The following is a 25,127-nucleotide window of genomic DNA, read 5'->3' as shown; positions in this document are numbered from 1 at the left end:
CGCCCATCCCGCCCTTCGCGACGACGAAGCGCTCGCCCGGATCGATCATGTCGATCAGGACCTCGCCGGCCGTGTTCTTCACGACGGTGCCGACGGGGACCGGAAGCTCCAGCGTCTCGCCGATGAAGCCGGAACGGTGATCGCCCATGCCCGGGCCGCCATTGCCCGAGCTGCGATGCGGCGAGTGGTGGTACGACAGGAGGGTGCCGACCTGCGGATCGGCGACCAGCACGACATCCCCGCCGTCGCCGCCGTTGCCGCCGTCCGGTCCTCCGAGCGGCTTGAACTTCTCGCGGTGGACCGAGACACAGCCGTTGCCGCCCTTGCCCGCACGCAGGTGCAGCGTCACGGTGTCGACGAACGTGACCATGTCTCGATCTCCTCCTGATTTGTTCTCTGCGCCCGGCCGAACACTCGGCGGGCAGATACACGGACGGGGCGAGCCGAAGCCCGCCCCGTCCGGATGATTACTCTCGCGCTGTGATCACTCAGCAGCGGCGACGATGTTGACGACCTTGCGGCCACCCTTCGCGCCGAACTGGACCGCACCGGCGGCCAGGGCGAAGAGCGTGTCGTCGCCACCACGGCCGACGTTCACGCCGGGGTGGAAGTGCGTGCCGCGCTGGCGGACGATGATCTCGCCGGCGAGGACCTGCTGGCCGCCGAAGCGCTTCACGCCGAGGCGCTGGGCGTTGGAGTCACGACCGTTACGGGTGGAGCTTGCGCCCTTTTTGTGTGCCATGTCTTGGTCTCCTCAGCCTTACTTGATGCCGGTGATCTTGACGCGCGTGAGCTCCTGGCGGTGGCCCTGACGCTTCTTGTAACCGGTCTTGTTCTTGTACTTCTGGATGATGATCTTCGGGCCGCGGAGGTTGCCGATGACCTCGGCAGTGACCTTGACCTTGGCCAGCTTGTCGGCGTCGGTGGTCACCGTAGCGCCGTCGACGAGCAGCACAGCGGCGAGCTCGATCTTCTCGCCCTGGGCAGCCTTGACACGATCGAGCTGAACGATCGTGCCGACCTCGACCTTCTCCTGCCGCCCACCGGCGCGCACTACTGCGTAAACCACTTCATACCTGTTTCGTTGGGGAGCACGAGGACTCCGAGAATCTCACGGGAAGACTGTTGCTTGCATGCGTCGCGGACGACGAGTGCGAAGGCAAGGCTCTCCGCTCCGGCCGACGAGGACGGGACGGCATACGCACCAAGGAACTACTTTACCGGATGCGGGACGGTGTCGCAAAGCGAGCCCGGTGGCGTGTCCGCGTCATAGGCTGACGGGATGACCGTACTCGTCGACGATCCGCTGTGGCCCGCGCACGGGCGCCTCTGGGCGCACCTCGTCAGCGATGCGGATCTCGACGAGCTCCACGCCTTCGCGAAGGCGCACGACGTCCCCGCACGCGCCTTCGACCTGGACCACTACGACGTGCCCGCCGACCTCGTCCCCCGGCTCATCGCCGGGGGCGCTCAGCACGTCGAAGGCAAGGAGCTGGTGCGCCGGCTGATCGCCTCAGGACTCCGAGTCCGCGGCCGCGACCGGCGCCGCTGACGCGTCGTTGTTCACCGACACCGGAGTGCCGGTGAGAGCGGCCGTGGACACGCGACGACGACCGCGTCCCTGCCCCGGAGCCTTGGGCTCGGGGAGGGCGTCGAGCACGGAGTCGAGCAGCGCTTCCGCCGGCGACTTCGGCCCCTTTCGGTCGGAGCTGCGCTTCTTCCGCAGCTTCTTCGCCCGCTCGGGTGCGACGTCCTGAGCGGCTTCGGCCGAACCGGCATCCGCGGCGATCTCGACCGGCTCGAGGCTCGGTGCGAGAGTCGATGCGGCGATCTGAGCCAGCGCTGACTTCGCGCCCTCGGGGATGCTGTGCGTGACGTTCGGTGCGGGCGGCGCGCTCTGGTTCTGGCCGTTGCTGCCCCCGCGCTGGCGGCGGTTGCTCTGGCTGCCGCCGTTGCTGCCGCCGTTTCCGTTGCCGTTGCTGCGCTCGTTGCCGTTGGACCGGTGCTTGACGACGGGGTCGTGGTGCACGATGACGCCGCGACCGGCGCAGACCTCGCAGTTCTCGCTGAAGGTCTCCAGCAGGCCGAGCCCGAGCTTCTTGCGGGTCATCTGCACGAGACCGAGAGAGGTGACCTCGGCGACCTGGTGCTTGGTCCTGTCGCGGCTGAGGCACTCGATGAGACGACGCAGCACGAGGTCGCGGTTCGACTCGAGGACCATGTCGATGAAGTCGACGACGATGATGCCGCCGATGTCACGCAGGCGCAGCTGGCGGACGATCTCCTCCGCGGCCTCGAGGTTGTTCTTGGTGACCGTCTCCTCGAGGTTTCCGCCGGAACCGACGAACTTGCCCGTGTTGACGTCGACGACCGTCATGGCCTCGGTGCGGTCGATCACGAGCGAACCGCCGGAGGGCAGCCACACCTTGCGGTCCAGCGCCTTCTCGATCTGCTCCGTGATGCGCAACGCGTCGAACGGGTCGGTCTCGTCCTCGTAAGGCTCGGTCCGCTCGAGAAGGTCGGGGGCGACGCTCTCGAGGTACGCGCGGATGGTCTGCTGCGATTCCTCGCCCTGGATGAGCATCTTCGTGAAGTCCTCGTTGAAGACATCCCGGACGATCTTGACGAGCAGATCAGGCTCTGCGTGCAGCAGCGCGGGAGCCTGCTGGTTCTCGACCTGCTTGCGGATGTGCTCCCACTGCGCGGTGAGGCGCTGGACATCGAGGGTGAGCTGATCCTCGGTGGCCCCCTCGGCCGCGGTGCGGACGATGACGCCGGAGGACTCGGGGAGCACCTCCTTGAGGATGCGCTTGAGGCGCGCGCGCTCGTTGTCGGGCAGCTTGCGGCTGATGCCGTTCATCGACCCGCCCGGAACGTACACGAGGTAGCGCCCGGGAAGCGAGATCTGGCTGGTCAGGCGTGCGCCCTTGTGGCCGATCGGATCCTTCGTCACCTGCACCAGGACACGGTCGCCCGGCTTCAGCGCGAGCTCGATGCGACGTGGCTGGTTGCCGGTCTCGACGCCGTCCCAGTCCACCTCACCGGAGTACAGCACGGCGTTGCGGCCGCGGCCGATGTCGACGAAGGCCGCCTCCATGCTGGGCAGGACGTTCTGCACGCGACCGAGGTAGACGTTGCCGATGAGCGACGCGTCCTGGTTGCGGGCGACGTAGTGCTCGACGAGGACGCCGTCCTCGAGGACGCCGATCTGCGTGCGGCCGTTCTTGGCGCGGACGACCATCTTGCGGTCGACGGACTCGCGGCGGGCGAGGAACTCCGCCTCGGTGACCACCGGGCGGCGGCGACCGGCATCGCGTCCGTCGCGGCGACGCTGCTTCTTCGCCTCGAGGCGCGTCGAGCCCTTGATGGCCTTCGGCTCGGTGATGTACTCGACGACGCGCTGCCGCTGACGCGGCTCGTCGCGCTGATCGCGCTGGTCGTCTCCGTCGGAGCCGCCGCGGCGACGGCGACCACGACGACCGGCCCCCTGCTCATCCTGGTCGCGATCGGCGATGCGATCGAAGATGCGCTCGCTGCGCTCTTCGCGCTCGGGTCGTGCCGGCAGCGGAACGATCGCGGGAGCATGGAAGTGCAGCTGCGTCGAGACCTGCGAGACGAAGACCTCGGGAAGCAGACCCAGTGAGACGGCGGTGACGGGGGCGTCGGCGTCGTCGTCCGCCTCGGTGTCCGCGGTCTCGGCCTTCGTCTCCGCGACCGACTCGGTCGTCTCCACGTCCGACTCGATCTCGAGGGTGGAGGCCACGAGGGCTTCGGCGATGACCTCGGCGTCGGCCTCCGGCGCGACCGCGAGCGGCTCCTCCGCAGTACTCGCGTCATCGGCGGCGACGGTTTCGTCCACGCCCGGCGCGTCCGTCACGCCGTTGGCCGCGTCCGCGGCGATCTCAGCCTCGGCGAGTGCCACGGCGACCGCCTCGGAATCGATGACGGCCTCGTCGGCCTCCGGAGTCTGCGACTCCGTCAGCGGCTCCGCGGCGTCAGCCGGGATGTCGAGGGTAGGGACGTTGTTGTCATTGTTCTCATCGGCCATCTCTGGCTTACTCCCTGCGCGGGGCACCAGGTGCTCCGCGAAATCTCATGCGGTACCCGCAGGTGCCGCGAACTCAATCGGTGTGCGACCGGCTCATGGCTCTGATCGCGTGGGGCATGGGGCCCCGAAGTCTGTTCGTCGATGCGCGTAGCGGCGGCGCCGTTCATCGCATCACAGGCCATTATCGCACCAAGTCGCACGGAATACGGCATCCCGGGGTCGCGCGCGCGTTTTCCCCGGCCGGTTCTCCCGACTTCCATAGCCGTCACTGAGATAATCCGACCATGAGTGAGCAGCGCACCCGCCCCGTCGCCTACGCCGTCTGGCTGATCATCGCCGGCGTCGTCGGCTGGTTCGCCGCGTTCCAGCTGACGGTCGAGAAGTTCGCGCTGCTGAAGAATCCAGCGGAAGCGCTGGCGTGCGATGTGAGCCCGTTCATCCAGTGCAGCAAGAACCTCGAGTCCTGGCAGGGCGAGGTGTTCGGGTTCCCGAACCCGCTCCTCGGGCTGACCGGCTGGATGGCGCCGATCGTCATCGGCGTCGCGATCCTCGCGGGCGCGCGCTTCCCCCGCTGGTTCTGGGCGGCCTTCGGCGCCGGGATCACCCTCGCTTTCGGGTTCGTCTGCTGGCTGATCGGACAGAGCCTCTACGACCTGTACGTCCTGTGCCCCTGGTGCATGGTGACGTGGGCCGTCACGATCCCGACGTTCTTCGCGACGATGCTCCATCTCACACGCAACGGGACGTTCACGCGCAACGAGAAGACGCAGGAGCGCGCTGGGAAGATGATGATCTGGGTGCCGCTCGCCACGATCGTCGCCTACGCCGTCATCATCATGATGGCTCAGCTCCAGGGGCTCGAGTTCCTCGGCGAGATGGCGAAGCTCATCTTCTGAGACGCCGGACGCAATGACGAAAAGCCCGTCCCCTTGCGAGGGGACGGGCTTTCGTGTGTGAGGTGTCAGTCGAACCAGATGCCGAGCTCGCGCGCGGCGGACTCGGCGCTGTCGGAACCGTGCACCAGGTTCTGCTGCACCTTGAGGCCCCAGTCCCGGCCGAAGTCGCCGCGGATCGTGCCGGGCGCTGCGGTCGTCGGGTCGGTCGTGCCGGCGAGCGAGCGGAAGCCCTCGATCACGCGGTTGCCCGCGAGACGGATGGCGACCGACGGCCCGGACAGCATGAACTCGATCAGCGGCTCGTAGAACGGCTTTCCCTCGTGCTCCGCGTAGTGCGCGGCGAGGCGGTCGCGGTCGGGCTCGACGAGGCGGATGTCGACGAGCGCGTAGCCCTTCGCCTCGATTCGCGCGAGGATCGCCCCGGTGAGGCCGCGGGCGACGCCGTCGGGCTTGACGAGGACGAGTGTTTCTTCGGTGGCCATGTCATTCACTCTCTGTCGGAGTCTCGGTCGAGGTCTCGGTCGGACGCCGTGCGTCCAACCGGGCCCCCATGATCGTCGCATACGCCCACATGCCGCCAAAAATCAGGACGACGAACAGGATGGCGGGCTCGAGGAAGGCGGCCAGCGCGATGACGACCTGGATGATCCATCCGGCGGCGACCGCCCACGGCTTCGTGATCATCCCGGCGACGACGATGCAGGCGAGTCCGACGACAGCACCCGCCACAATGGCCCACCACGGCTCGATGCCGGCTGGAAGCGCCTTCAGTCCGAAGATCGTCAGCCCCGCGAGGAACACGACGATCGCCTCGAAGCCCAGCACGATGGGCGCCAGCTTCTGCACCAGTGTGCGCGGCGGCCGCGGACGGCGGACGGGCGCGGCATCCGCATTCACGCGCGCCACCCCGACTTCCAGTCCTCTTCCTCGGCCAGGGCGATCGCCTCGCCCGCGAGCACCACGGATCCCGCAATGACCACGGCGCGACGGTCGGAGGATGCCGCCCATTCGCGTGCCGCGTCCGCAGCGTCGGCCAGCGAGGGGTGCACGGTCGCACGGTGCCCCGCCTGCTCGACGAGATCGGCGAGTGCATCGGCATCGCTCGCTCGGTCGGACACGGGCGCAGTGGCGAAGACGTGCGCCGCCGCCGGGGCGAGCTGCGCGATGATTCCCGCAGCGTCCTTGTCGGAGAGCACGCCGAGCACCACGCCCCACTCGTCGAAGTCGAAGCTGTCGTCGAGGGCCTGCGCGAGCGCCTTCGCGCCGTGCGGGTTGTGCGCAGCGTCGACGACCACGGTCGGCGCGATGCCCAGCAGCTGCAGGCGACCGGGAGAGGTCGCGCCCTGCAGGCCGTCTGTGACGATGTCCGCCGCGATCCGCTGCGAGCCGCCGCCGATGAGCGATTCGACGGCGGCGACCGCGAGCGCCGCGTTGTGTCCCTGGTGGGCCCCGTAGATCGGCAGGTACTCCTCGACGTACTCCCCCGCGAGACCGCGGATCGTAAGGAGCTGCCCGCCGACCGCGAGCTTCTGGTCGGCGAGACCGAACTCCTCGCCCTCGAAGGCGATGGTGGCGTTCATCTCGGCCGCGACGCGGCGCAGCACCTCCGCCGCTTCCGGTGGCTGCTGGGCGGAGACGACGGCCGCGCCCTGCTTGATGATGCCCGCCTTGACCTGGGCGATCTCCGCGATCGTGCTGCCCAGGCGATCGGCGTGATCGATGTCGATCGGAGCGAAGACGGCGACATCCCCGTCGGCGGTGTTGGTGGAATCCCATTCGCCGCCCATCCCCACCTCGAGCACGAGCACGTCGATCGGAGCATCCGCCGCCGCCACGAACGCTAGCACCGTGAGCAGTTCGAAGAAGGTCAGCGGGGCGTCGCCCGCCGCTTCGAGCTCGGCGTCGACGATGCCGACGAACGGCTCGATCTCGTCCCAGGCATCCGCGACCGCGGCGTCTGCGATCGGCTCGCCGTCGATCATGATCCGCTCGGTGAACCGCTCCAGGTGCGGACTCGTGAACAGTCCTGTGCGCAGTTCGTGGGCGCGGAGAAGGCTCTCGATCATCCGCGCGGTGGACGTCTTCCCGTTCGTACCCGTGATGTGCACGACCCGGTACGTGCGCTGCGGGTCGTCGAGGAACGTCAGGATGCGCGCGGTGCGCTCCTTGCGCGGCTGCACCCACCGCTCCCCCGCCCGGCTCAGCAGCGCCTCGTAGACCGCATCGGCCCGCTCGCGATCGCTCATGATGCTGCCTCCCTGCTGACCGCTGCCGTGGCGTCGATCGTCACGATGATCGGGGCCTTCACCGAGCCCAGCGCTCGTGCGCCCGACCGGAACACGCCGTCGCCCGGGCTCGTGACGTCGTCGACCAGAGCGTCGATGTCTTCCGTCGGCTGCACCGCGAAGGCGATGGCCAAGGTCTCGGCGGCGATGAGGTCGGCGTGCTCCTCGAGCGCTGCCGCGTGGTCCGGCGCCGCGTTCAGGGCGAGGACGATGCGGTCGCTCACGTCGAGGCCCGCGTTCTTGCGTGCTTCCTGCACGACGCGGATGGCGTCACGCGCGAGGCCCTCTGCCTCGAGCTGCGGCGTGGTCTGCGTGTCGAGGAGCACGAACCCGCCCGAAGGGACGATCGCGAGCGCCTCGCCCTCCGGCCTTCCGGTGGTCTCCAGCGCGAGCTCGTACTCCGACGGCTCGAGGGCGAGCCCGCCCGCCGTCACGACACCGTCGACCTGCGCCCAGTCGCCGGCCTTCGCCGCCTTGATCGCCGTCTGCACGTTCTTGCCGAGACGCGGACCGGCGGCGCGCGCGTTCACACTGAGACGGTGCGTGATGCCGTAGTCGGCTGCGGTGTTCTCCGCCAGGGCGACGAGCTCGACCGACTTGACGTTGAGCTCTTCCCGGAGGATGTCATCGAACTGTCCGAGTGAGGCGGCCTGCGCCGACACCACCGTGAGACGCGCGAGAGGCAGGCGCACGCGCAGCTTCTCCTTCTTGCGAAGGGCGTTGCCGACGCTGGAGAGCTCGCGGACGGCATCCATCGCGTCACGGATGTCGTCGGCCGCGGGGAACGCCGCGGCATCCGGCCAGTCCTGCAGGTGCACGCTTCGTCCTCCGGTGAGGCCCTGCCAGACGCGTTCGCTGACCAGCGGCACGAGCGGAGCCGCGACGCGGGTGAGCGTCTCCAGCACCGTGTAGAGCGTGTCGAACGCCTCCCTGCTCTTCGGGTCGGCGGTGACGCCCACCCAGAACCGGTCCCGCGAGCGACGGATGTACCAGTTCGTCAGCACCTCGGCGAAATCGCGCAGACGAGCGGATGCCGTCGTCGAGTCGAGTCCTTCGAGATCCGTGCGCACCTCGCGGACGAGGTCGCCGAGGCGCGCCAGGATGTACCGGTCGAGCACATCCGTGGAATCGGTGCGCCACTGCGCCTCGTACCCCTGGCCGGACTGGGTCTGCGTTCCGTCTCGCTGCGCTCGCTCAACGACCGAGGTGGATGCATTCGCGTAGGTCGCGAAGAAGTACCAGGAGCTCCAGAGCGGCAGCAGGAACTCGCGCACTCCGGCACGGATGCCCTCTTCGGTCACCGCGAGGTTGCCACCGCGCAGCACCGAGCTCGACATCAGGAACCAGCGCATCGCGTCGGAGCCGTCGCGGTCGAGCACCTCCGACACGTCGGGGTAGTTCCGCAGCGATTTCGACATCTTGTAGCCGTCGCTGCCGAGCACGATGCCGTGGCAGCTCACGCCGGTGAAGGCGGGGCGGTCGAACAGCGCCGTCGAGAGCACGTGCATGACGTAGAACCAGCCACGCGTCTGCCCGATGTACTCGACGATGAAGTCGGCGGGCGAGTGCGACTCGAACCACTCCTGGTTCTCGAACGGGTAGTGCACCTGGGCGTACGGCATCGAGCCCGAGTCGAACCACACGTCGAAGACATCCTCGATGCGGCGCATCGTGCTGTTGCCCGTGGGGTCGTCCGGGTTCGGACGTGTGAGCTCGTCGATGTACGGGCGGTGCAGGTCGATCTCGCCCTCGGGGTTGCGCGGCAGCGTGCCGAAGTCGCCCTCCAGGTCCTCCAGCGACCCGTACGCGTCGACTCGCGGGTACTCCGGGTCGTCGCTCTTCCAGATCGGGATCGGCGAGCCCCAGTAGCGGTTGCGGCTGATCGACCAGTCGCGCGCACCCTCGAGCCACTTGCCGAACTGCCCGTGCTTGACGTTCTCGGGCACCCAGGTGATCTGCTCGTTGTTCGCGAGCAGATCGTCCTTGATGTCGGTCACCCGGATGAACCAGCTCGAGACCGCCTTGTAGATCAGGGGGTTCCGGCAGCGCCAGCAGTGCGGGTACGAGTGCTCGTAGCTCTGCAGGCGCACCAGCCGCCCGTTGTCGCGGATGATGCGCACGAGCGGAGTGTTCGCCTCCATCCAGAGCTCACCGGCGACGTCGGTGACGTTCGGGAGGAAGCGTCCGCCGTCGTCGAGCGAGAGGATCGTCGGAATGCCGGCGGCACCGGCGACCCGCAGGTCGTCCTCACCGTAGGCGGGAGCCTGGTGCACGATGCCCGTGCCGTCGGTGGTGGTGACGTAGTCGTCGACCAGGATGCGCCAGGCGTTCTGGGTGCCGTAGGTCTCCTCGTCCGCGTAATAGTCGAACAGACGGTCGTAGGTGACGTCCTGCAGCTCGGCGCCGCGGAGCGTCGCATCCACCGCGGCGAGCGCATCCTCGGCGCTCTCGTAGCCGAGGTCCTTCGCGTAGCCCCCGAGCAGGTCCCGGGCGAGCAGGTAGCGGTGGGCGGAGGCCTCGACAGCGGCATCCGTCGTTCCGGGCGTCCGGTGCACGTCGGCGGCGCCCGCGGGTCCGGCAGGAAGCACGACGTAGTCGATCTCGGGGCCGACGGCGAGCGCGAGGTTCGTCGGGAGGGTCCAGGGCGTGGTGGTCCAGGCCAGGGCGCGCACGCCGGTGAGGCCGAGCGACTCCGCCTTCGCACCGGTCAGCGGGAAGGTCACCGTCACAGAGGGGTCCTGGCGCATCTGGTAGACGTCGTCGTCCATGCGCAGCTCATGCGCGCTCAGCGGCGTCTCATCGCGCCAGCAGTACGGCAGCACGCGGTAGCCCTCATAGGCGAGGTTCTTGTCGTACAGGGTCTTGAACGCCCAGAGCACGCTCTCCATGTAGCCGAGATCGAGCGTCTTGTAGCCGCGGTCGAAGTCGACCCAGCGGGCCTGTCGGGTGACGTAGTCCTGCCACTCGTCGGTGTACGCCAGCACCGAGCTCTTCGCCTTCGCGTTGAAGACGTCGATGCCCATGGCCTCGATCTCGCTCTTCTCGGTGATGCCGAGCTGCTTCATCGCCTCGAGCTCGGCGGGCAGGCCGTGCGTGTCCCAGCCGAAGACGCGATCGACCTTGTGGCCGGTCATGGTCTGGAAGCGCGGGAACACGTCCTTCGCGTAGCCGGTGAGCAGGTGGCCGTAGTGCGGCAGGCCGTTGGCGAACGGCGGCCCGTCGTAGAACACCCACTCCGGCGATCCCTCGCGCTGCTCGATCGATGCGCGGAAGGTGTCGTCGTCCTTCCAGAACGCGAGCACCTCCTCCTCGATCTGCGGGAAGCGGGGGCTGGGCGCGACGGAGTCGGCGGCGGGGCCGAAGGAGGACGCGCCTGATGCGGCGTCCTGGGTCCCTGAGCGTGTCGAAGGGCGCGGGTAGGTCATGTCGTCTCGCAGTGATCGTCGTGGCGGATGCTCCTGCGAGGACGATCCTCACGGACCGCGGTACCACCTCGCGTGCGCGCCTCCCGGCGGGCCACTCTCACTGCGGCTGTGACGGGCCTGCCCCGCTCGGTTCTACTGGGCCGTCTCTCTGTCGAGAGGAGGCTGTTCTTCCGAGAGCTCCCCGGTGATGACGGATCGACGCTCGTTCGTCCATTGTACGCGCGTGGGACGGTCGCGGCGATCGCCCGGGAGACTCCCGCAAGGCTTTGCGCGGCTCAGAAGGTCTGCTGCGTGGCATCCGTCCTTGCGAAGCGCACATTACCGCGCGAGGCGTACAGCTCAACGAGCCCGGTGCAAACCTTGAGCGACCGCCCGCATGATCACATCCTGCACGGTCGCCCAGTCGAACATCATCTGGGTGTACGACACCCGGATGACGTGATAGCCCATGAGCATCAACTCCGCGTCGTGGCTGATGTCCTCGGACCGCTGCGCTCCGACGTGGTGCGCGCCATCGATCTGCACGATCAGGCGATCCCCGATGAGAGTGTCGACGCGGTGCCCGGCGATCCAGATCTGCACGCGGATCGGCTCTCGCAGCCAGCGAAGTCTCGCCCGAAGGTATGTCTCCAGCCCTGCATCGGCGAACGGGGTGGCGCGTCCGAGTACACGACGCGCCGCGGGCCGCCACGGGAACGCGCGCAGCCCCTCGACCGTGACGAGCGATTTGTTAAGCGCCGATTCCCATGTGGCGAGAGCCTGCTCGAACGGTTCGCACTCGGCGATGTGGGCCAGCACGTTCTCGATCGGGTCGACAAGAGTGCCAGGCTGTCTCGGCAATGGAGGCGTACCCCAGTGGTACTTCGCCACGACGGGCCTTCTGCCCACCGCGTTCGGAGGAATCGCGAAGTGGGGTTTTCCGCTGTGGTCGTGCAGCCAGAGACTAAACGGCTCGCCTGGGTGCGGCACGTCAGGATGACGCCGAGGCGAGCCGCGGCCACCAACACTCGGTCGGCTTCCCGCAGCGCCAGCCATCCCCGGCGAGGGCGGGTGAGGATCCCGCGAGCCACGGCCGTGTCGATGGCACGGCGGCTGAATCCGTTCTCAGTGACGACGGACGCACGAACGACGCCGTCGCGGTCGGCCAGAAAGGCGATCAGCTCATCGACAGTCTTCATGGGCGTAAGGGTGGCCCGGTCGCCGTCTTCTGCGAGGCGGATCGGCTCGCACCCGACGTGTTTCGGGGACAACTCGTTTCTTTTGCGCTAGGTCGTGGGCTAGTGGCTGAGCGCCCCACCCGGACATCTGCGTCTACCAAGGTCCCTTGAGCACGGAACGGCCTTGCGAGGAGCAATTGGCCGAGCGACCGGGGTGCCTGCCGTGTCCGCACCTCGGCATACCCTCGGAGGATGGCCCGCACGACTGACTCCCCCGCCGCTCCCCGCGTCTCGCCGCCCGATCTGCCCGACGAGTTCGCCTCGGCATCGGCCGCCCGCAGCGCGGACCTCCTCGCCGCGCGCCTCGACCTCGCCGGCAACGCCGACCTGGCGTACGCATCACTCGAGCAGTGCACGATCCGAGCGGATGCCGATGAAGTCGACCTCACCGGAGCGACGATCCTCGACGTGGCCATGACGCACGTGCGCATCGCCGCGCTGAAGCTGCGCGGCGCGGGGATCCGGCGTCTACAGATCGTCGGAGGCCGCATCGGCACCCTCGACCTCAGCGGTGCCCGCATCGACGAGCTCGAACTCCGCGACCTGCGCGTGGACTATCTCAACCTGGGCGCGGCGCGCGCCACCGACGTCGAGATCACCGGGTGCAGCATCCGGACCATCGACCTCCCCCAGGCCGAGCTCACGCGCGTCCGCTTCGATACGACGTCGACCGACGAGGTCGATCCGCGCGGCATGCGAGCCCTCGACGTGGATCTTCGTGGACTCGACGCACTGTCCTACCTCGACGCGAACAGCCTGCGAGGCACGACCCTGACCGGCTTCCAGGTGCAGCAACTCGCTGCCGTGATCGCCGCGGGCCTCGGCATCCAGCTCAAGGACTGACGGTCCCGCTCGCCTCGAGCAGCTCTCTCGTGAACGGGTGCTGCGGCGCGGCGAACACCTCGGCGGTGCTCCCCTGCTCGACGATGCGCCCGTCCTGCATCACGAGGATCTCGTCGGCGACCGCCCCGACGACGCCGAGGTCGTGCGACACCAGGATCATCGTGAGACCGCGCTCGCGCTGCACCCGGTCGAGCAGACCGAGGATGCGCTCACGCACCGAGGGATCGAGCGCGGAGACGGGTTCGTCCAGGACGAGCACCTCGGGATCGGCGGCGAGCGCGCGGGCGATCGCCGCCCGCTGTCGCTGTCCGCCGGAGAGCGCGTGCGGACGTCGCGCGGCCAGCCCCGGCTCGAGATCGACTTCGGCGAGAAGCGCCGCCACGCGGGCGGCGCGCTGAGCGCGCGGCACGCCGCCGGCCTCCAGCGCCTCTCGCAGCGAGCGGCCGACGGTCCACCGGGGATCGAACGCACCGAGCGGATTCTGATGCACGAGCTGCACCCGCCGGTCCCCGATCCAGCGAAGGGCGCCGTCGTCGGGCTGCTCCACCCCGACGATCATACGCGCGAGGGTGGTCTTGCCCGATCCCGACTCTCCGACGATCCCGAGCGTGCGTCCCTCGTGCACGGAGAAGGATGCCGCGACCACCGCCGACACCTCACCGAAGCTCGTCGAGACCTCGGTCACCACGAGCACGGGATCGGCCGCCGCGCCCGTCGACGACCGCGGCTCGTGGATCGTCGCGGCGATGAGCTGCTTCGTGTACTCGTGCTGCGGTCGTTCGAGCACCTCCGCGACTTCGCCGCTCTCGACGACAGCGCCGTGACGCATGACCAGCACCCGGTCGGCGAGGCGACGGACGGCCGCGAAGTCATGGCTGATGAACACGACGGCCGTGCCCGCATCGGCGATCTCCCGCAGCAGGTCGAGGATCCGTGCCTGCACGGTCGCATCGAGCGCGGTGGTGGGCTCGTCGGCGATCAGCACGGCAGGATCGGCGGCGAGAGCGGAGGCGATCAGCGCGCGCTGACGCAGGCCCCCCGAGAGCTCGTGCGAGTACTGGCGCGCACGGCGCTCGGCGTCGGGCATCCAGACCCGTCGCAGAAGCTCGCGCACACGTTCGGCCACCGCTGCACGACCTCGGACCATGCCGTGCAGCTGCAGAGGCTCGGCGATCTCGGCTCCGATCCGGCGCAGCGGGTCGAGCGACACCAGCGCATCCTGCGACACGAGGGCGATGCGCGCTCCCCGCAGGCGCCGCCAGTCGCGCTCGGCGAATGCCGCGACATCGGTCCCGCCGAGGGAAAGCCTTTCGACCGTCACATCGGCATCTGCCGGCGTGAGGCCGAGAAGCGCGCGGGCGGTCAGCGACTTGCCGGCGCCCGACTCCCCGACGATCGCGACGCACTCCCCCGGCGCCACGGAAAGCGAGACCCCGTCGACGACGGTCGTGCCGTCGAAGGCGATGCGAAGTCCCTGCAACTCGAGCGCCGCGCTCATGACGACCGGCCTTCCGCGCGTGCGCGGAGGATGCGCCCGACGACCGTCGCCGCGACCACGGTGAGTGTGATCGCGATGCCCGGGAACACCGAGATCCACCAGGCCTGCCCCAGCACGTTGCGACCGCCCGCGAGCATGAGCCCCCACTCCGGTGTCGGCTCGGACGGGCCGAGGCCGAGGAAGCTCAGACCTGCCGCGGCGAGGATGCTCGAGCCGATACCGATCGTCGCGAGCACGCTCAATGCCCCCAGCACCCCGGGGGCGACGTGCCGGAGGAAGGCCCGCGTCGGCTGAACACCCAGGATGCGCGCCGCCTCGACGTGCTCCGCGACGCGCAGCGTCCTCGTCTGCACGCGTGCGAGCCGGATGTACACCGGAACGGCCGCGAGGGTCACGGCGATCGCGATGTTCACCGGTCCGGGCCCGAGCACAGCCACGACGACGAGCGCCACGAGGAACTCGGGAAACGCCATCAGCACGTCGTTGATCCGCATCATGGACGCATCGACACCGCGAGGTGCGACACCGGCGAGCGCCCCCAGCAACAGGCCGGCGATGAGGGCCACGCTCGTCGCGAGCAGTCCGATGCCGAGCGAGCGGCTCGCGCCGTGGACCACTCGCGAGTACACGTCGCGTCCGCTCTGGTCCGTGCCGAAGAGGTGCTCGGCGCCGGGAGGGAGGAGCGCAGCGCGCACGTCGGTCTGCAGCGGATCGTGGGTCGCGAGAACTGCGGGCCAGACGGCTGCGAACGCGATCAGGATCAGCACGGCGATCGCCGCCCACAGGAGCACCCGCTGCGCGCGCCTCATCGGACACCGCCAGGACGAGAGGCCGTCACCCGCGGGTCGATCAGCGGATGCACGAGCTCGACGACGAGATTCACCAGGACGAAGACCACCGCGCTCAGCAGGATGATCCCGGTGATCACCGGCAGGTCGCGATCACTGATGGCGGCAAGCGTGACGCGCCCGAGCCCTGGGCGCGCGAAGACCGTCTCCACGAGCACCGCGCCGCCGAGCACCGAACCGGTGAGGTAGGCCGCGAGGGTCACGGCGTTCGCGGCGCCGTGCCGCAGACCGTGCCGGAGAGTGAACCAGGTGGGGCCGGCGCCCCGCGCACGGACCGTCACGGCGAACGGCATCCGCTCCGCCTGCACGAGGCCGTCGCGCAACACCTGGCTGAGCAGGGCGGCGACCGGCAGGGCCAGCGTGATCGCCGGGAGCACGATCGTCGCGGGATTGCGCGCTCCTGACACCGGGAACCACCCCAGGCCGAACGCGAAGACGCTCAGCAGGATCAAGCCGATCCAGAACACTGGCGACGAGAGCACCACGAGCTCGATGCTCGCGGCCACCGCACGCCCGGCCTGCCCCCGGACGAACAGCGCCACGGCGAGGGCGAGGACGACAGCGATCAGCAGGGCCAGCACCGAGAGCTGCAGTGTCGCGCCGAGCTGACGTCCGATGACCTCTGTCACCGGCATCCGCAGCTGGTACGACTCGCCCAGGTCTCCGCGCGCGAGCCGGCCGATGAAGGTCACGTACTGCTCGAGCGGCGGCCTGTCGAGACCGAGATCGCGGCGGATGCCGTCCTTCACCGCCTCGCTGACCTGGGCCTGCGGCCCGAGCATCACCGATACGGGGTCGCCCGGGATTACCCGGAAGGCGAGGAAGGCGACCGTCGCCGCGCCCCAGAGCACGATGACGACGGATGCTGCGAGACCGGCGACACGGAGAAGCACAGCCTTTATGCCTCTCCTCCGGCGCAGACCAGCACTGAGCGAGCGAATGCGAGTCGAAGTGTCGCTCAACGACCGATGTTTCAGCCGACGCTCACATCGTAGAACAGCGGCCGGCCGTAGAGGTCGTACTCGAGACCCTGGACCCGCTCACCGACCGCGGTGATCGCGGACGGGCTGTAGAGCGGAACGATGGCCGTGTGCTCGGCGTTCCACTCCTGCAGCTGCGTGTAGAGGGAGTTGCGCACGTCCTGGTCGCTGGAGGCGACGGCCTGTTCGAGCAGGTCGTCGACCGCCGGGTCGGAGACCTGCGAGGCGTTCTGGAATCCCTCGGTGTGCAGGTGGCTGCGCAGGAAGTCGGCATCCACACCGGAGAATCCCCAGTCGGTCAGGTCGAAGGTCTTCGGACCGTACTGCTCGTTGTACGCACCAGGCTCGAGGACCTCGCGCTTCACATCGAACCCGATCTCCTTGAGATCGGACTGAATCGCGTTGGCGAGCGCAGCGCGGTCGTCGGGGACGGGAGTCCAGGCGATCCAGCGTGCAGACAGCGGCTGTCCGTTCTTGGTGCGGATGCCGTCGGCGTTCCGCTCCGTCCACCCGGCCTCGTCGAGGAGCGCGTTCGCCGCCTCCTGGTCGAACGGCCAGCTGCCCTCGAGGGCGGCGTCGTATCCCGGCGTGGTCGAACCCAGCACGCTCCATGCGCGTGGGAACTGACCGAAGAAGATCTCCTTCACGGCCGGCTCGATGTCGATGCCGCGGGCGAATGCCTGCCGCACCTTCTCGTCTGCGAACACGCCGTACTTCTCGTTCAGGTACAGCGAGTACGGGAGGCCGGGGTATTCGACGGACTCGACCGTGATGCCGTCACCCAGGTCCTTCGCGAGGTTCGGCGGGATGTTGCTGGCCAGGTCCGCCTCGCCGCTCTCCACGACGCCGGTGCGCACGGAGGCCTCCGGCTGGATCTCGACGCGCAGCGTCTCGAACTTCGGAGCCTTCTCGCCGTGCGGGCCCCAGGCGTAGTCGTCGTTGCGCGTGTAGACGATCTCCTGGTCGGGGGTGTACTCGGTGAGCTCGAAGGGACCGGTGCCCACCGTGATTCCGGGACCGCCGGCTTTGAGCTGGTCGGCGGACTCCTCGAGCACCGCCGGCGAGTAGAAGCCGAGCAACGGTGTACTGGCCGCCTGCAGGAAGGGCGCATACGGCTGCGTGAAGCTGACCTTCACGGCGTGCTCGTCAATGACCTCGGTGCCCTCGTAGAAGTCGGCGCCCATCATGCTGGCCGCCTGCGCGGATGCGGTCTCCGGGTCGACGATGCGATCGAAGTTCGCCTTGACCGCCGCGGCGTCGAAAGCCTCACCGTCGGTGAACGTGACGTCGTCGCGGAGGGTGAAGGTGTACTCGGTGCTGTCATCCGAGACCTCCCACTCCTTCGCCAGCCACGGGGTGAAGGAGCCGTCGTCCTCCTGGAACACCAGCGAGTCGAGCACGGCGCGCTGCACCATGCCGGACACGTCGAGCTGGCTCACCTGCGGGTCCATGTGTCCGGCCGAGAGGTTGGCGCCTTCGATGGACCAGACGAGCTCGCCGTCGCCGTCGGTCTGGTCTGCGGGTCCGGCGCAGGCGCTGAGCACGAGAGAGGTGGCGGCAGCGAGTGCGGCGAAGGGCAGAACACGGCGCGCGGAATGTGCGGGCATGACGATTCCTCAGAACGAGCGGGTCGGGATGCCTCAAGTCTACGACCGAATTGTTGGACGGGGTCGATGTGCGTCCCTTCTCCGGCCGAGGCGTCGGCCGACGGTCGAGCCTCTGCTCGGTAGACTGGTCTGCACAACTCACACTCAGGCACGCTCACACAGTGCCGCATACATCGCTCAAGGAGACCGTCATGTCCATTCCCGACAAGCCCGTACTCGAAGGTCTCGAAGCGAAGTGGGACGCCGCGTGGGCGGAGCAGGGCACGTACCTGTTCGACCGCCTCCGCGCCGCCGAAGCCGGACGCGAGGGCGTCTACTCGATCGACACCCCGCCGCCCACGGCATCCGGCAGCCTCCACATCGGGCATGTGTTCTCCTACACCCACACCGACGTCAAGGCCCGCTACGAGCGCATGCGCGGCAAGACCGTCTTCTACCCGATGGGCTGGGACGACAACGGCCTGCCCACCGAGCGCCGTGTGCAGAACTACTACGGCGTGCGCTGCGATCCGTCGCTCCCCTACGACGCGGACTTCGCGCCGCCGTTCGAGGGCGGAGACAACAAGTCGAGCCGTGCGGCCGACCAGCAGCCCATCAGCCGTCGCAACTTCATCGAGCTCTGCGAGCGCCTGACGATCGAGGACGAGAAGCAGTTCGAGGCGCTGTTCCGCCAGCTCGGGCTCAGCGTCGACTGGACCCAGACGTACCGCACGATCTCGGACGACACCATCCGGCAGAGCCAGCTCGCGTTCCTCCGCAACATCGAGCGCGGTGAGGCGTATCAGGCGCTGGCACCAACGCTCTGGGACATCGACTTCCGCTCCGCGATCGCGCAGGCCGAGCTCGAGGACCGCGATCAGCAGGCGGCGTACCACACCATCGAGTTCCCCTTCGCAGACGGATCCGGCTCGATCGCCGTCGACACGACGCGGCCCGAGCTGCTCCCCGCGTGCATCGCGATCGTCACCCATCCCGAGGGTCCGCACAAGCACCTGATCGGCACGAAGGTGAAGACCCCGTTCTTCGGGGCGGAGATCGAGATCCACGGTCACCACCTGGCGCAGCCCGACAAGGGCACCGGTGCGGCCATGGTCTGCACCTTCGGCGACGTGACCGACATCATCTGGTGGCGCGAGCTGCGGACGACAGGCGGCGACTCTCTCCCCAACATGACCACGATCGGACTCGACGGACGTTTCCTTCCGGAGGCTCCGGAGACGGTCGCCGATGACGAGGCGCGTGCCTGGTACGCCGACGAATTGGGCGGCAAGACGGTCTTCAGCGCGCGCAAGGCGGTCGTCGAGAAGCTGCAGGAGACCGGCGACATGACCGCCGTCGGCAAGCCGTTCAACCATGCCGTGAAGTTCTTCGAGAAGGGCGACCGCCCCCTCGAGATCGTCTCGACCCGCCAGTGGTACATCCGCAACGGCGCACGCGACGGCGAGCTGCGCGACCAGCTGATCGCACACGGCCAGGAGCTCGCCTGGCATCCCGAGTTCATGCGCGTGCGCTACGAGAACTGGGTCGGCGGTCTGACCGGCGACTGGCTCGTGTCGCGTCAGCGCTTCTTCGGCGTGCCGATCCCGCTCTGGTACGCCCTCGACGAGAACCGCGAGCGTGACTACGACCGGGTGCTGACCCCGGACGCCGCATCGCTGCCCATCGATCCGACGACCGACGTGCCAGCCGGGTTCACCGAGGATCAGCGCGGTGCGGCGGGCGGCTTCGAGGCCGAGGCCGACATCCTCGACACGTGGGCGACGTCCTCCCTCACGCCCCAGCTGGCCGGCGGCTGGCAGCGCGACGAGGAGCTGTGGAACCTCACCGCTCCATTCGACCTGCGCCCGCAGGGTCAGGACATCATCCGCACGTGGCTGTTCTCCACGATGCTGCGGTCCACTCTGGAAGACGGCAGGACGCCGTGGCGCAACGCCGCGATCTCCGGCTTCATCGTCGACCCCGATCGCAAGAAGATGTCGAAGTCGAAGGGCAACGTCGTCACTCCCGCGGACGTGCTCGAGAATCACGGATCGGATGCTGTGCGCTACTGGGCGGCGTCGAGCCGCCTGGGCATGGATGCCGCTTTCGACCCGCAGAACCCGACGCAGGTGAAGATCGGTCGTCGTCTCGCGATCAAGGTGCTGAACGCGGCGAAGTTCGTGCTGTCGTTCCCGGTACCCGAGGGTGCCGAGGTCACGCATGCCCTGGACGCGTCGATGCTCGCAGCCCTCGACGGCGTGGTGACCGAGGCCACGAAGGCCTTCGACCGGTACGACGCCGCGCGCGCGCTGGAGCTCACGGAAGGGTTCTTCTGGACCTTCTGCGACGACTACCTCGAGCTCGTCAAGGAGCGCGCATACGACCAGACAGATGTGGGACAGGCATCCGCCGCCCTCTCGCTTCGCCTGGCGCTGTCGACGCTTCTCCGACTCCTCGCCCCGGTTCTGTCCTTCGCCACGGAAGAGGCCTGGTCCTGGTTCGAAGAGGGCTCGGTGCACACCGCAGCGTGGCCGGAGCCGCTCGGGTCCCTGAGCTCGTCGAAGGGCGAGGGCGACCCCGCCGTGCTGTCGGTCGCGAGCGAGGCACTCATCGGCATCCGCCGGGCGAAGACCGAGGCCAAGGCGTCGCAGAAGACCCCGGTATCTCGCGCCGCGATCGCCGCCCCTGCCGCCAAGCTCGACGCCCTTCGCGCCGCAGCCGACGACCTGCGCGCGGTCGGCCGCATCGCCGAACTCGAGTTCTCCGAGGCTGAGGAGTTCGCGGTCACCGCGATCGAGCTCGCCCCGGTCGAGGCATCGTGATGCAGCTGGGCACACGCTGGGCGACGGGAGCCGAGCCGCCGGCTTCGGTCCCCGCCGCCCTGCGGCCGGCGATCGCCGAGGTCGAGTCGAACCTGTCCGGGCCCCTGAGCCAGTCGACGGGGCATTGGACTCTCACCTGGCTGGAGGGCCGCGCGATCGCTGAGCTCGACGCGGGCTGGGAGGTCCTCCAGACCGCATCCGGAGAGGTCGTCGCTCGCCCCTTCCAGGACTGAGCCGGCGGAGCGTCGCGCTCGATGACATCAGGGAGCGGGAGCGCCGCGGTGGCTAGGCTCGGATGATGACCGACGCCTCGAATCCGCTGCTCCACCCTCCCGTCCTCCCCTACGGCCTCCCGGACTACAGCGCGATCCGCCCGGAGCATTATCTCCCCGCGTTCCACGCGGCGTTCGAGGAGCATCTGGGCGAGATCTCGCGGATCACGATGGTGCGGTCGATGCCGACCTTCGAGAACACCATCGACGCGATCGAGCGTTCCGGCGAGCTGCTCGATCGGGTGTCGCACGCGTTCTACACCGTGAGTTCGGCCGACGCGACCCCGGAGATCCAGGCGGTGGACGAGCAGCTCGCACCGCTGATGGCGGCGCATCAGGATGCCGTGGCCCTCGACAGCGCGCTGTACTGGCGCGTGCGGCAGGTGCACGACCAGCTCGACGCCCTCGGGCTGAATGCGGAACAGCGTTACCTCGTCGAGCGCCACCACCGCGAGATGACCCACGCCGGCGCGGCGCTCGACGATGAGGCCAAGGCCCGCCTGACGCACCTCAACCAGCAGCTCTCCACGCTGAGCAACACGTTCGAGCGCAATCTCCTGAACGACACGAACGACCTGGCGGTCGTGTTCGACTCTGCGGACGAACTCGTCGGTCTCAGCGCTGGCGAGCTCTCTGCGGCGGCCCGCGCCGCGCAAGATCGTGATTTGGACGGAAAGTACCTGATCGCGCTGCCGCTCTTCACCGGTCACCCGTACCTCGCACAGCTCCGTGATCGCGAATCCCGCCGCCGCATCATGGCCGCATCGCGTGCGCGCGGGTCGCGCGACAACGGCGACGACAACCGCCCGGTCCTGTACGAGATCGTGCGTCTCCGTGGGGAACGCGCAGAGCTGCTCGGGTACGCGTCGCACGCGGCCTACGTCACGGCTGACGAGACGGCAGGAAACCCCGAGGCCGTGGAACGGATGTTGCGCCAGCTCGCCGCTCCGGCCGCACGCAATGCCGAGGCGGAGCGCGAGGCCCTTCAGGCGATCGTGGACGAAACGGAGCAGCATCCGTTCGCGATCGAGGCGCACGACTGGGCCTTCTACACCGAGAAGGTGCGCAGCGCGCGCTACGACATCGACTCCGCCGCCCTCCGGCCATGGTTCGAGGCAGAACGGGTCCTGCAGGACGGCGTGTTCTTCGCCGCGACGCAGCTGTACGGGGTGACGTTCGCGGAGCGCCGCGACCTCGTCGCCTACCACCCCGGAGCGCGCGTCTTCGAGGTCAGCAACGCCGACGGCAGCACCCTGGGGCTCTACATCCTCGACCTGTACACGCGCGATGCGAAGCGCGGAGGCGCGTGGATGAACCCGATCGTCAGCCAGTCGCGGCTGCGCGGGACGGCTCCCGTCGTGGTGAACAACCTCAACGTGCCGCTTCCCGGCGAGGGCGAGCCCACGCTCCTCACGCTCGACGAGGTGACGACCCTGTTCCACGAGTTCGGGCACGCCCTGCACGGTCTCTTCGCCGAGGTGACATATCCGCATTTCGCCGGGACGAACGTCTTCCGCGACTTCGTCGAGTTCCCCAGTCAGGTGAACGAGATGTGGATCCTCTGGCCCGAGGTGCTCGACAACTACGCGAAACACTACGAGTCGGGCGAACCTCTCGATCCCGCGATCGTGGAGCGCCTTCGGGCGACCGAGACGTTCGACCAGGGTCATGCCACGAGTGAGTATCTGGCGGCGGCATGGCTGGATCAGGCGTGGCATCGAATCGGGACGGATGCCGTCATCGACGATGTCTCCGCATTCGAGCAAGCCGCCCTCGCCGATGTCGGGCTGAACAACCCCGTCGTGCCGACCCGCTACTCGTCGACGTACTTCGCACATGTCTTCTCGGGCGGGTACAGCGCGGGGTACTACTCGTACATCTGGAGCGAGGTGCTCGACGCCGACACCGTCGAGTGGTTTCTCGAGAACGGCGGCCTGACACGCGAGAACGGCGACCGCTTTCGGGCGCGCCTTCTCGGAGTCGGCGGTTCGAAGGACCCGCTCGAGGCGTACCGCGACTTCCGTGGCCGGGATGCCGAGATCGCGCCACTCCTCAAGCGCCGCGGACTCGAGGCCTGAGCCGGCGCGCGAGTGCTCCGCGTCAGCTTTCGGTCGCTTACGCGCTCTTGCGCTTGCGCTCCATCACGATGGTGGGCGGTGCGCCCTCGTCGACGGCGGCGCGGGTCACGATGACCTTGGCCACGTCTTCGGCGGAGGGGATCTCGAACATGATCGGCCCGAGCACGTCTTCGAGGATCGCGCGGAGACCGCGGGCGCCCGTCTTCCGTTCGACGGCGAGGTCAGCGATCGAACGCAGCGCTTCCTCATCGAACTCGAGCTGGACCCCGTCGATCTCGAACATGCGCTGGTACTGCTTCACGAGGGCGTTTCGGGGACCCGTGAGGATCTCCATCAGCGCATCCTGGTCCAGCGGCGAGACGTTCGTGACGATGGGCAGACGACCGATGAACTCCGGGATGAGCCCGAACTTGTGCAGGTCTTCCGGCAGGACCTCGCTGAACAGGTCGAGGTCCTTGGTCTTGTCGTGGAGCGGGGCGCCGAAGCCGATCCCGTGCTTGCCGACGCGAGCCGAGACGATGTCTTCCAGGCCCGCGAACGCACCGGCGACGATGAAGAGCACGTTCGTCGTGTCGATCTGCAGGAACTCCTGGTGCGGGTGCTTGCGACCGCCCTGGGGCGGAACCGAGGCGACCGTGCCCTCGATGATCTTCAGCAGCGCCTGCTGCACGCCCTCACCCGACACGTCGCGCGTGATCGAGGGGTTCTCGGCCTTGCGGGCGATCTTGTCGACCTCGTCGATGTAGATGATGCCCTGCTCGGCGCGCTTCACGTCGTAGTCGGCGGCCTGGATCAGCTTGAGGAGGATGTTCTCGACGTCTTCGCCGACGTAGCCGGCCTCGGTGAGCGCGGTGGCGTCGGCGACCGCGAACGGCACGTTGAGGCGCTTCGCGAGGGTCTGCGCGAGATACGTCTTGCCGCAACCGGTCGGCCCGATCAGCAGAATGTTGCTCTTGGCGATCTCGACCTCTTCGGCCTTCTGCTCGGCCGTCTGGAGCGTGCCGTGCGCGCGGACGCGCTTGTAGTGGTTGTACACCGCGACGGCGAGAGCGCGCTTCGCGGGCTCCTGGCCGACGACGTACTCCTCGAGGAACGAGAAGATCTCCCGCGGCTTCGGAAGGTCGAACTCCGCGACGCCCTCGGCGGAGGATTCCGCCATCCGCTCTTCGATGATCTCGTTGCACAGCTCGACGCACTCGTCGCAGATGTATACACCGGGGCCAGCGATGAGCTGCTGCACCTGCTTCTGGCTCTTTCCGCAGAACGAGCACTTGAACAGGTCAGCGCTTTCACCGATACGGGCCATGCGCGTCCTCCTAGGGGGGATCCAGAGATCGTCCTTCGAGCCTAACCTCTGCGTACGACACAGGGCCGCATTGGCGCGTACCGGTTCAGACACAGCCACGAACGGCGAGAGGCCCGGTCCGCAGTCGCCTGCGGGCCGGGCCTCTGCTGGTCTCAGATCAAACGAGACTCTTCGTGTGCCAGACCGTCTTCACCTCGGTGAAGGCGCCGATGCGCTCCGGAGAGGCGACGACCTCTCCGGGAGCGAGTACGCGCTTGAGCGTCTCGGCTGCGGCGATCTGCATGTCGACCCAGTCCAGGTCACCGGCGCCGGCGAGGTCGAGCGCGTTCACGTCCTGGTGCGAGGCGAGCCACGGAGCGATCTCGGCGGGCGAGCCGGTGAGCACGTTGACGACTCCCCCGGGCACGTCGCTCGTCGCGAGCACCTCGGCGAGGCTGATGGCAGAAAGCGGATGCTGTTCGCTCGCGATCACGACGACGGCGTTGCCGGCGACCAGGGCGGGCGCGACGACCGACACGAGCCCGAGCAAAGCCGAGTCCTGCGGGGCAACGATGGCGACCACGCCGGTCGGCTCTGGGACCGAGATGTTGAAGTACGGACCCGAGACGGGGTTGGCGTTGCCCGCGACCTGCGCGTACTTGTCGCACCAACCCGCGTACCAGACCCAGAGGTCGATCGCTTCGTCGACCTGCGCGGCAGCAGCCGACGAAGATCCGCCCTCCTGCGCGACGATCTCATCGATGAACTGTGCACGTCGGCCCTCGAGAACCTCGGCCACGCGGTACAGCACCTGCCCTCGGTTGTAGGCGGTCGCTCCCGCCCAGCCCTTCACCGCGGCGCGCGCCGCGACAACGGCGTCGCGGGCGTCCTTGCGGGAGCCCTGTGCGGCGTTCGCCAGGAAGGCCCCCTTCGGCGACAGCACCTCGTAGGTGCGTCCGGATTCGCTCCGCGGGAAGGCCCCGCCGATCGCGAGCTTGTACGTCTTCGGAACGGTCAGTCGCTTGCTCATGCGGAGATCTCCTT

The 25,127-nt window shown here is 68.4% G+C and carries 20 protein-coding genes and 1 pseudogene; 6 read left to right on the top strand and 15 right to left on the bottom strand.

The window, feature by feature from the left end:
* From obgE to rplU, 3 genes and pseudogenes are all read right to left on the bottom strand, one after another.
* Positions 1–370 (bottom strand): annotated as a pseudogene (gene obgE / locus RS85_RS06705) (GTPase ObgE); the annotation flags it as partial.
* Positions 371–484: 114 nt separating this feature from the next.
* On the bottom strand, positions 485–742 hold the full coding sequence (rpmA, locus tag RS85_RS06700; protein ID WP_028501603.1) for a 50S ribosomal protein L27: 258 nt from the start codon (positions 740–742) through the stop codon (positions 485–487).
* A gap of 18 nt (positions 743–760) precedes the next feature.
* On the bottom strand, positions 761–1,069 hold the full coding sequence (gene rplU, locus RS85_RS06695) for a 50S ribosomal protein L21 (RefSeq protein WP_046012653.1): 309 nt from the start codon (positions 1,067–1,069) through the stop codon (positions 761–763).
* A gap of 213 nt (positions 1,070–1,282) precedes the next feature.
* Here rplU and RS85_RS06690 point away from each other — a divergent pair, with 213 nt between their 5' ends.
* Entirely contained in the window at positions 1,283–1,552 is a 270-nt protein-coding gene (locus RS85_RS06690; RefSeq protein WP_046012652.1) for a DUF4031 domain-containing protein, read from the top strand.
* On the opposite strand, the gene RS85_RS06685 is transcribed toward RS85_RS06690, so the two are convergent.
* Positions 1,514–4,048, bottom strand: a complete 2,535-nt coding sequence (locus RS85_RS06685; RefSeq protein ID WP_152642349.1) for an Rne/Rng family ribonuclease — start codon at positions 4,046–4,048, stop codon at positions 1,514–1,516. The two genes, RS85_RS06690 and RS85_RS06685, sit on opposite strands and share 39 nt — an antisense overlap.
* A 284-nt stretch (positions 4,049–4,332) precedes the next feature.
* Between RS85_RS06685 and RS85_RS06680 the strand changes: the two genes are divergently transcribed.
* A complete protein-coding gene (locus tag RS85_RS06680) occupies positions 4,333–4,944 on the top strand; it encodes a vitamin K epoxide reductase family protein (protein WP_046012651.1) in 612 nt (203 codons plus the stop codon).
* Between the two features lie 65 nt (positions 4,945–5,009).
* On the opposite strand, the gene ndk is transcribed toward RS85_RS06680, so the two are convergent.
* The 5 genes from ndk to RS85_RS19975 all read right to left on the bottom strand — a co-directional run bounded on the left by ndk (position 5,010) and on the right by RS85_RS19975 (position 11,524).
* Entirely contained in the window at positions 5,010–5,426 is a 417-nt protein-coding gene (gene ndk, locus RS85_RS06675) for a nucleoside-diphosphate kinase (RefSeq protein ID WP_046012650.1), read from the bottom strand.
* A 1-nt stretch (position 5,427) separates the two neighbouring features.
* The gene (locus RS85_RS06670) at positions 5,428–5,850 is read right to left on the bottom strand and encodes a DUF4233 domain-containing protein (RefSeq protein ID WP_046012649.1); all 423 of its coding nucleotides are present in this window, start codon (positions 5,848–5,850) and stop codon (positions 5,428–5,430) included.
* Complete coding sequence (locus RS85_RS06665; protein WP_046012648.1) at positions 5,838–7,190, bottom strand: bifunctional folylpolyglutamate synthase/dihydrofolate synthase; 1,353 nt, start codon at positions 7,188–7,190, stop codon at positions 5,838–5,840. The genes RS85_RS06670 and RS85_RS06665 overlap by 13 nt, the downstream gene beginning before the upstream one ends.
* Complete coding sequence (ileS, locus tag RS85_RS06660) at positions 7,187–10,654, bottom strand: isoleucine--tRNA ligase (protein ID WP_046012647.1); 3,468 nt, start codon at positions 10,652–10,654, stop codon at positions 7,187–7,189. Before ileS ends, RS85_RS06665 begins: the two co-directional genes overlap by 4 nt.
* A 339-nt stretch (positions 10,655–10,993) precedes the next feature.
* Positions 10,994–11,524 carry an endonuclease domain-containing protein gene (locus RS85_RS19975; RefSeq protein ID WP_235282360.1) on the bottom strand — a complete coding sequence of 177 codons (531 nt, stop codon included), beginning with the start codon at positions 11,522–11,524 and terminating at the stop codon, positions 10,994–10,996.
* 539 nt (positions 11,525–12,063) lie between these two features.
* Here RS85_RS19975 and RS85_RS06650 point away from each other — a divergent pair.
* Positions 12,064–12,714, top strand: coding sequence for a pentapeptide repeat-containing protein (locus tag RS85_RS06650; protein ID WP_046012646.1), 651 nt, complete (start codon positions 12,064–12,066; stop codon positions 12,712–12,714).
* On the opposite strand, the gene RS85_RS06645 is transcribed toward RS85_RS06650, so the two are convergent.
* The 4 genes from RS85_RS06645 to RS85_RS06630 all read right to left on the bottom strand — a co-directional run bounded on the left by RS85_RS06645 (position 12,704) and on the right by RS85_RS06630 (position 17,647).
* The gene (locus RS85_RS06645) at positions 12,704–14,212 is read right to left on the bottom strand and encodes an ATP-binding cassette domain-containing protein (protein ID WP_046012645.1); all 1,509 of its coding nucleotides are present in this window, start codon (positions 14,210–14,212) and stop codon (positions 12,704–12,706) included. The two genes, RS85_RS06650 and RS85_RS06645, sit on opposite strands and share 11 nt — an antisense overlap.
* Positions 14,209–15,021 (bottom strand): ABC transporter permease, encoded by an 813-nt coding sequence (locus tag RS85_RS06640; RefSeq protein WP_046012644.1) that lies wholly within the window; start codon positions 15,019–15,021, stop codon positions 14,209–14,211. Before RS85_RS06640 ends, RS85_RS06645 begins: the two co-directional genes overlap by 4 nt.
* Positions 15,018–15,953: an ABC transporter permease gene (locus RS85_RS06635; protein ID WP_235282359.1), complete on the bottom strand. Its 936-nt coding sequence runs from the start codon at positions 15,951–15,953 to the stop codon at positions 15,018–15,020. The genes RS85_RS06640 and RS85_RS06635 overlap by 4 nt, the downstream gene beginning before the upstream one ends.
* An 80-nt stretch (positions 15,954–16,033) precedes the next feature.
* Complete coding sequence (locus RS85_RS06630) at positions 16,034–17,647, bottom strand: ABC transporter substrate-binding protein (protein ID WP_046012643.1); 1,614 nt, start codon at positions 17,645–17,647, stop codon at positions 16,034–16,036.
* A gap of 191 nt (positions 17,648–17,838) precedes the next feature.
* Here RS85_RS06630 and valS point away from each other — a divergent pair, with 191 nt between their 5' ends.
* The 3 genes from valS (at position 17,839) to RS85_RS06615 (ending at position 22,798) form a co-directional block, all read left to right on the top strand.
* Positions 17,839–20,448: a valine--tRNA ligase gene (valS, locus tag RS85_RS06625; RefSeq protein ID WP_046012642.1), complete on the top strand. Its 2,610-nt coding sequence runs from the start codon at positions 17,839–17,841 to the stop codon at positions 20,446–20,448.
* The gene (locus RS85_RS06620) at positions 20,448–20,681 is read left to right on the top strand and encodes a hypothetical protein (RefSeq protein WP_046012641.1); all 234 of its coding nucleotides are present in this window, start codon (positions 20,448–20,450) and stop codon (positions 20,679–20,681) included. The genes valS and RS85_RS06620 overlap by 1 nt, the downstream gene beginning before the upstream one ends.
* Before the next feature lie 65 nt (positions 20,682–20,746).
* Positions 20,747–22,798, top strand: coding sequence for a M3 family metallopeptidase (locus RS85_RS06615; RefSeq protein WP_046012640.1), 2,052 nt, complete (start codon positions 20,747–20,749; stop codon positions 22,796–22,798).
* A 37-nt stretch (positions 22,799–22,835) separates the two neighbouring features.
* Here RS85_RS06615 and clpX read toward each other — a convergent pair whose 3' ends face one another.
* Together clpX and RS85_RS06605 are read right to left on the bottom strand one after the other, a co-directional pair.
* Positions 22,836–24,104, bottom strand: coding sequence for an ATP-dependent Clp protease ATP-binding subunit ClpX (clpX, locus tag RS85_RS06610; RefSeq protein WP_046012639.1), 1,269 nt, complete (start codon positions 24,102–24,104; stop codon positions 22,836–22,838).
* 157 nt (positions 24,105–24,261) lie between these two features.
* Positions 24,262–25,113, bottom strand: a complete 852-nt coding sequence (locus RS85_RS06605) for an aldehyde dehydrogenase family protein (protein ID WP_046012638.1) — start codon at positions 25,111–25,113, stop codon at positions 24,262–24,264.
* Positions 25,114–25,127 lie beyond the last annotated feature (14 nt).

The organism is Microbacterium sp. SA39, from assembly GCF_000967865.1.
In the GTDB taxonomy this organism is placed as follows: Bacteria; Actinomycetota; Actinomycetes; order Actinomycetales; family Microbacteriaceae; genus Microbacterium.
The sequence above is the reverse complement of the archived record's forward strand: the minus strand, read 5'-3'. Positions and strand labels throughout refer to the sequence as shown.

What these genes read in the sequence shown, in the direction of transcription:
- RS85_RS06630 (WP_046012643.1), bottom strand. Translation starts at nt 17,647, where the DNA reads ATGCCCGCACATTCCGCGCGCCGTGTTCTGCCCTTCGCCGCACTCGCT.
- RS85_RS06605 (WP_046012638.1), bottom strand. Translation starts at nt 25,113, where the DNA reads ATGAGCAAGCGACTGACCGTTCCGAAGACGTACAAGCTCGCGATCGGC.
- ndk (WP_046012650.1), bottom strand. Translation starts at nt 5,426, where the DNA reads ATGGCCACCGAAGAAACACTCGTCCTCGTCAAGCCCGACGGCGTCGCC.
- RS85_RS06645 (WP_046012645.1), bottom strand. Translation starts at nt 14,212, where the DNA reads ATGAGCGCGGCGCTCGAGTTGCAGGGACTTCGCATCGCCTTCGACGGC.
- RS85_RS06640 (WP_046012644.1), bottom strand. Translation starts at nt 15,021, where the DNA reads ATGAGGCGCGCGCAGCGGGTGCTCCTGTGGGCGGCGATCGCCGTGCTG.
- RS85_RS06615 (WP_046012640.1), top strand. Translation starts at nt 20,747, where the DNA reads ATGACCGACGCCTCGAATCCGCTGCTCCACCCTCCCGTCCTCCCCTAC.
- valS (WP_046012642.1), top strand. Translation starts at nt 17,839, where the DNA reads ATGTCCATTCCCGACAAGCCCGTACTCGAAGGTCTCGAAGCGAAGTGG.
- RS85_RS06650 (WP_046012646.1), top strand. Translation starts at nt 12,064, where the DNA reads ATGGCCCGCACGACTGACTCCCCCGCCGCTCCCCGCGTCTCGCCGCCC.
- ileS (WP_046012647.1), bottom strand. Translation starts at nt 10,654, where the DNA reads ATGACCTACCCGCGCCCTTCGACACGCTCAGGGACCCAGGACGCCGCA.
- clpX (WP_046012639.1), bottom strand. Translation starts at nt 24,104, where the DNA reads ATGGCCCGTATCGGTGAAAGCGCTGACCTGTTCAAGTGCTCGTTCTGC.
- rpmA (WP_028501603.1), bottom strand. Translation starts at nt 742, where the DNA reads ATGGCACACAAAAAGGGCGCAAGCTCCACCCGTAACGGTCGTGACTCC.
- RS85_RS06690 (WP_046012652.1), top strand. Translation starts at nt 1,283, where the DNA reads ATGACCGTACTCGTCGACGATCCGCTGTGGCCCGCGCACGGGCGCCTC.
- RS85_RS06680 (WP_046012651.1), top strand. Translation starts at nt 4,333, where the DNA reads ATGAGTGAGCAGCGCACCCGCCCCGTCGCCTACGCCGTCTGGCTGATC.
- RS85_RS06685 (WP_152642349.1), bottom strand. Translation starts at nt 4,048, where the DNA reads ATGGCCGATGAGAACAATGACAACAACGTCCCTACCCTCGACATCCCG.
- RS85_RS06665 (WP_046012648.1), bottom strand. Translation starts at nt 7,190, where the DNA reads ATGAGCGATCGCGAGCGGGCCGATGCGGTCTACGAGGCGCTGCTGAGC.
- RS85_RS06620 (WP_046012641.1), top strand. Translation starts at nt 20,448, where the DNA reads ATGCAGCTGGGCACACGCTGGGCGACGGGAGCCGAGCCGCCGGCTTCG.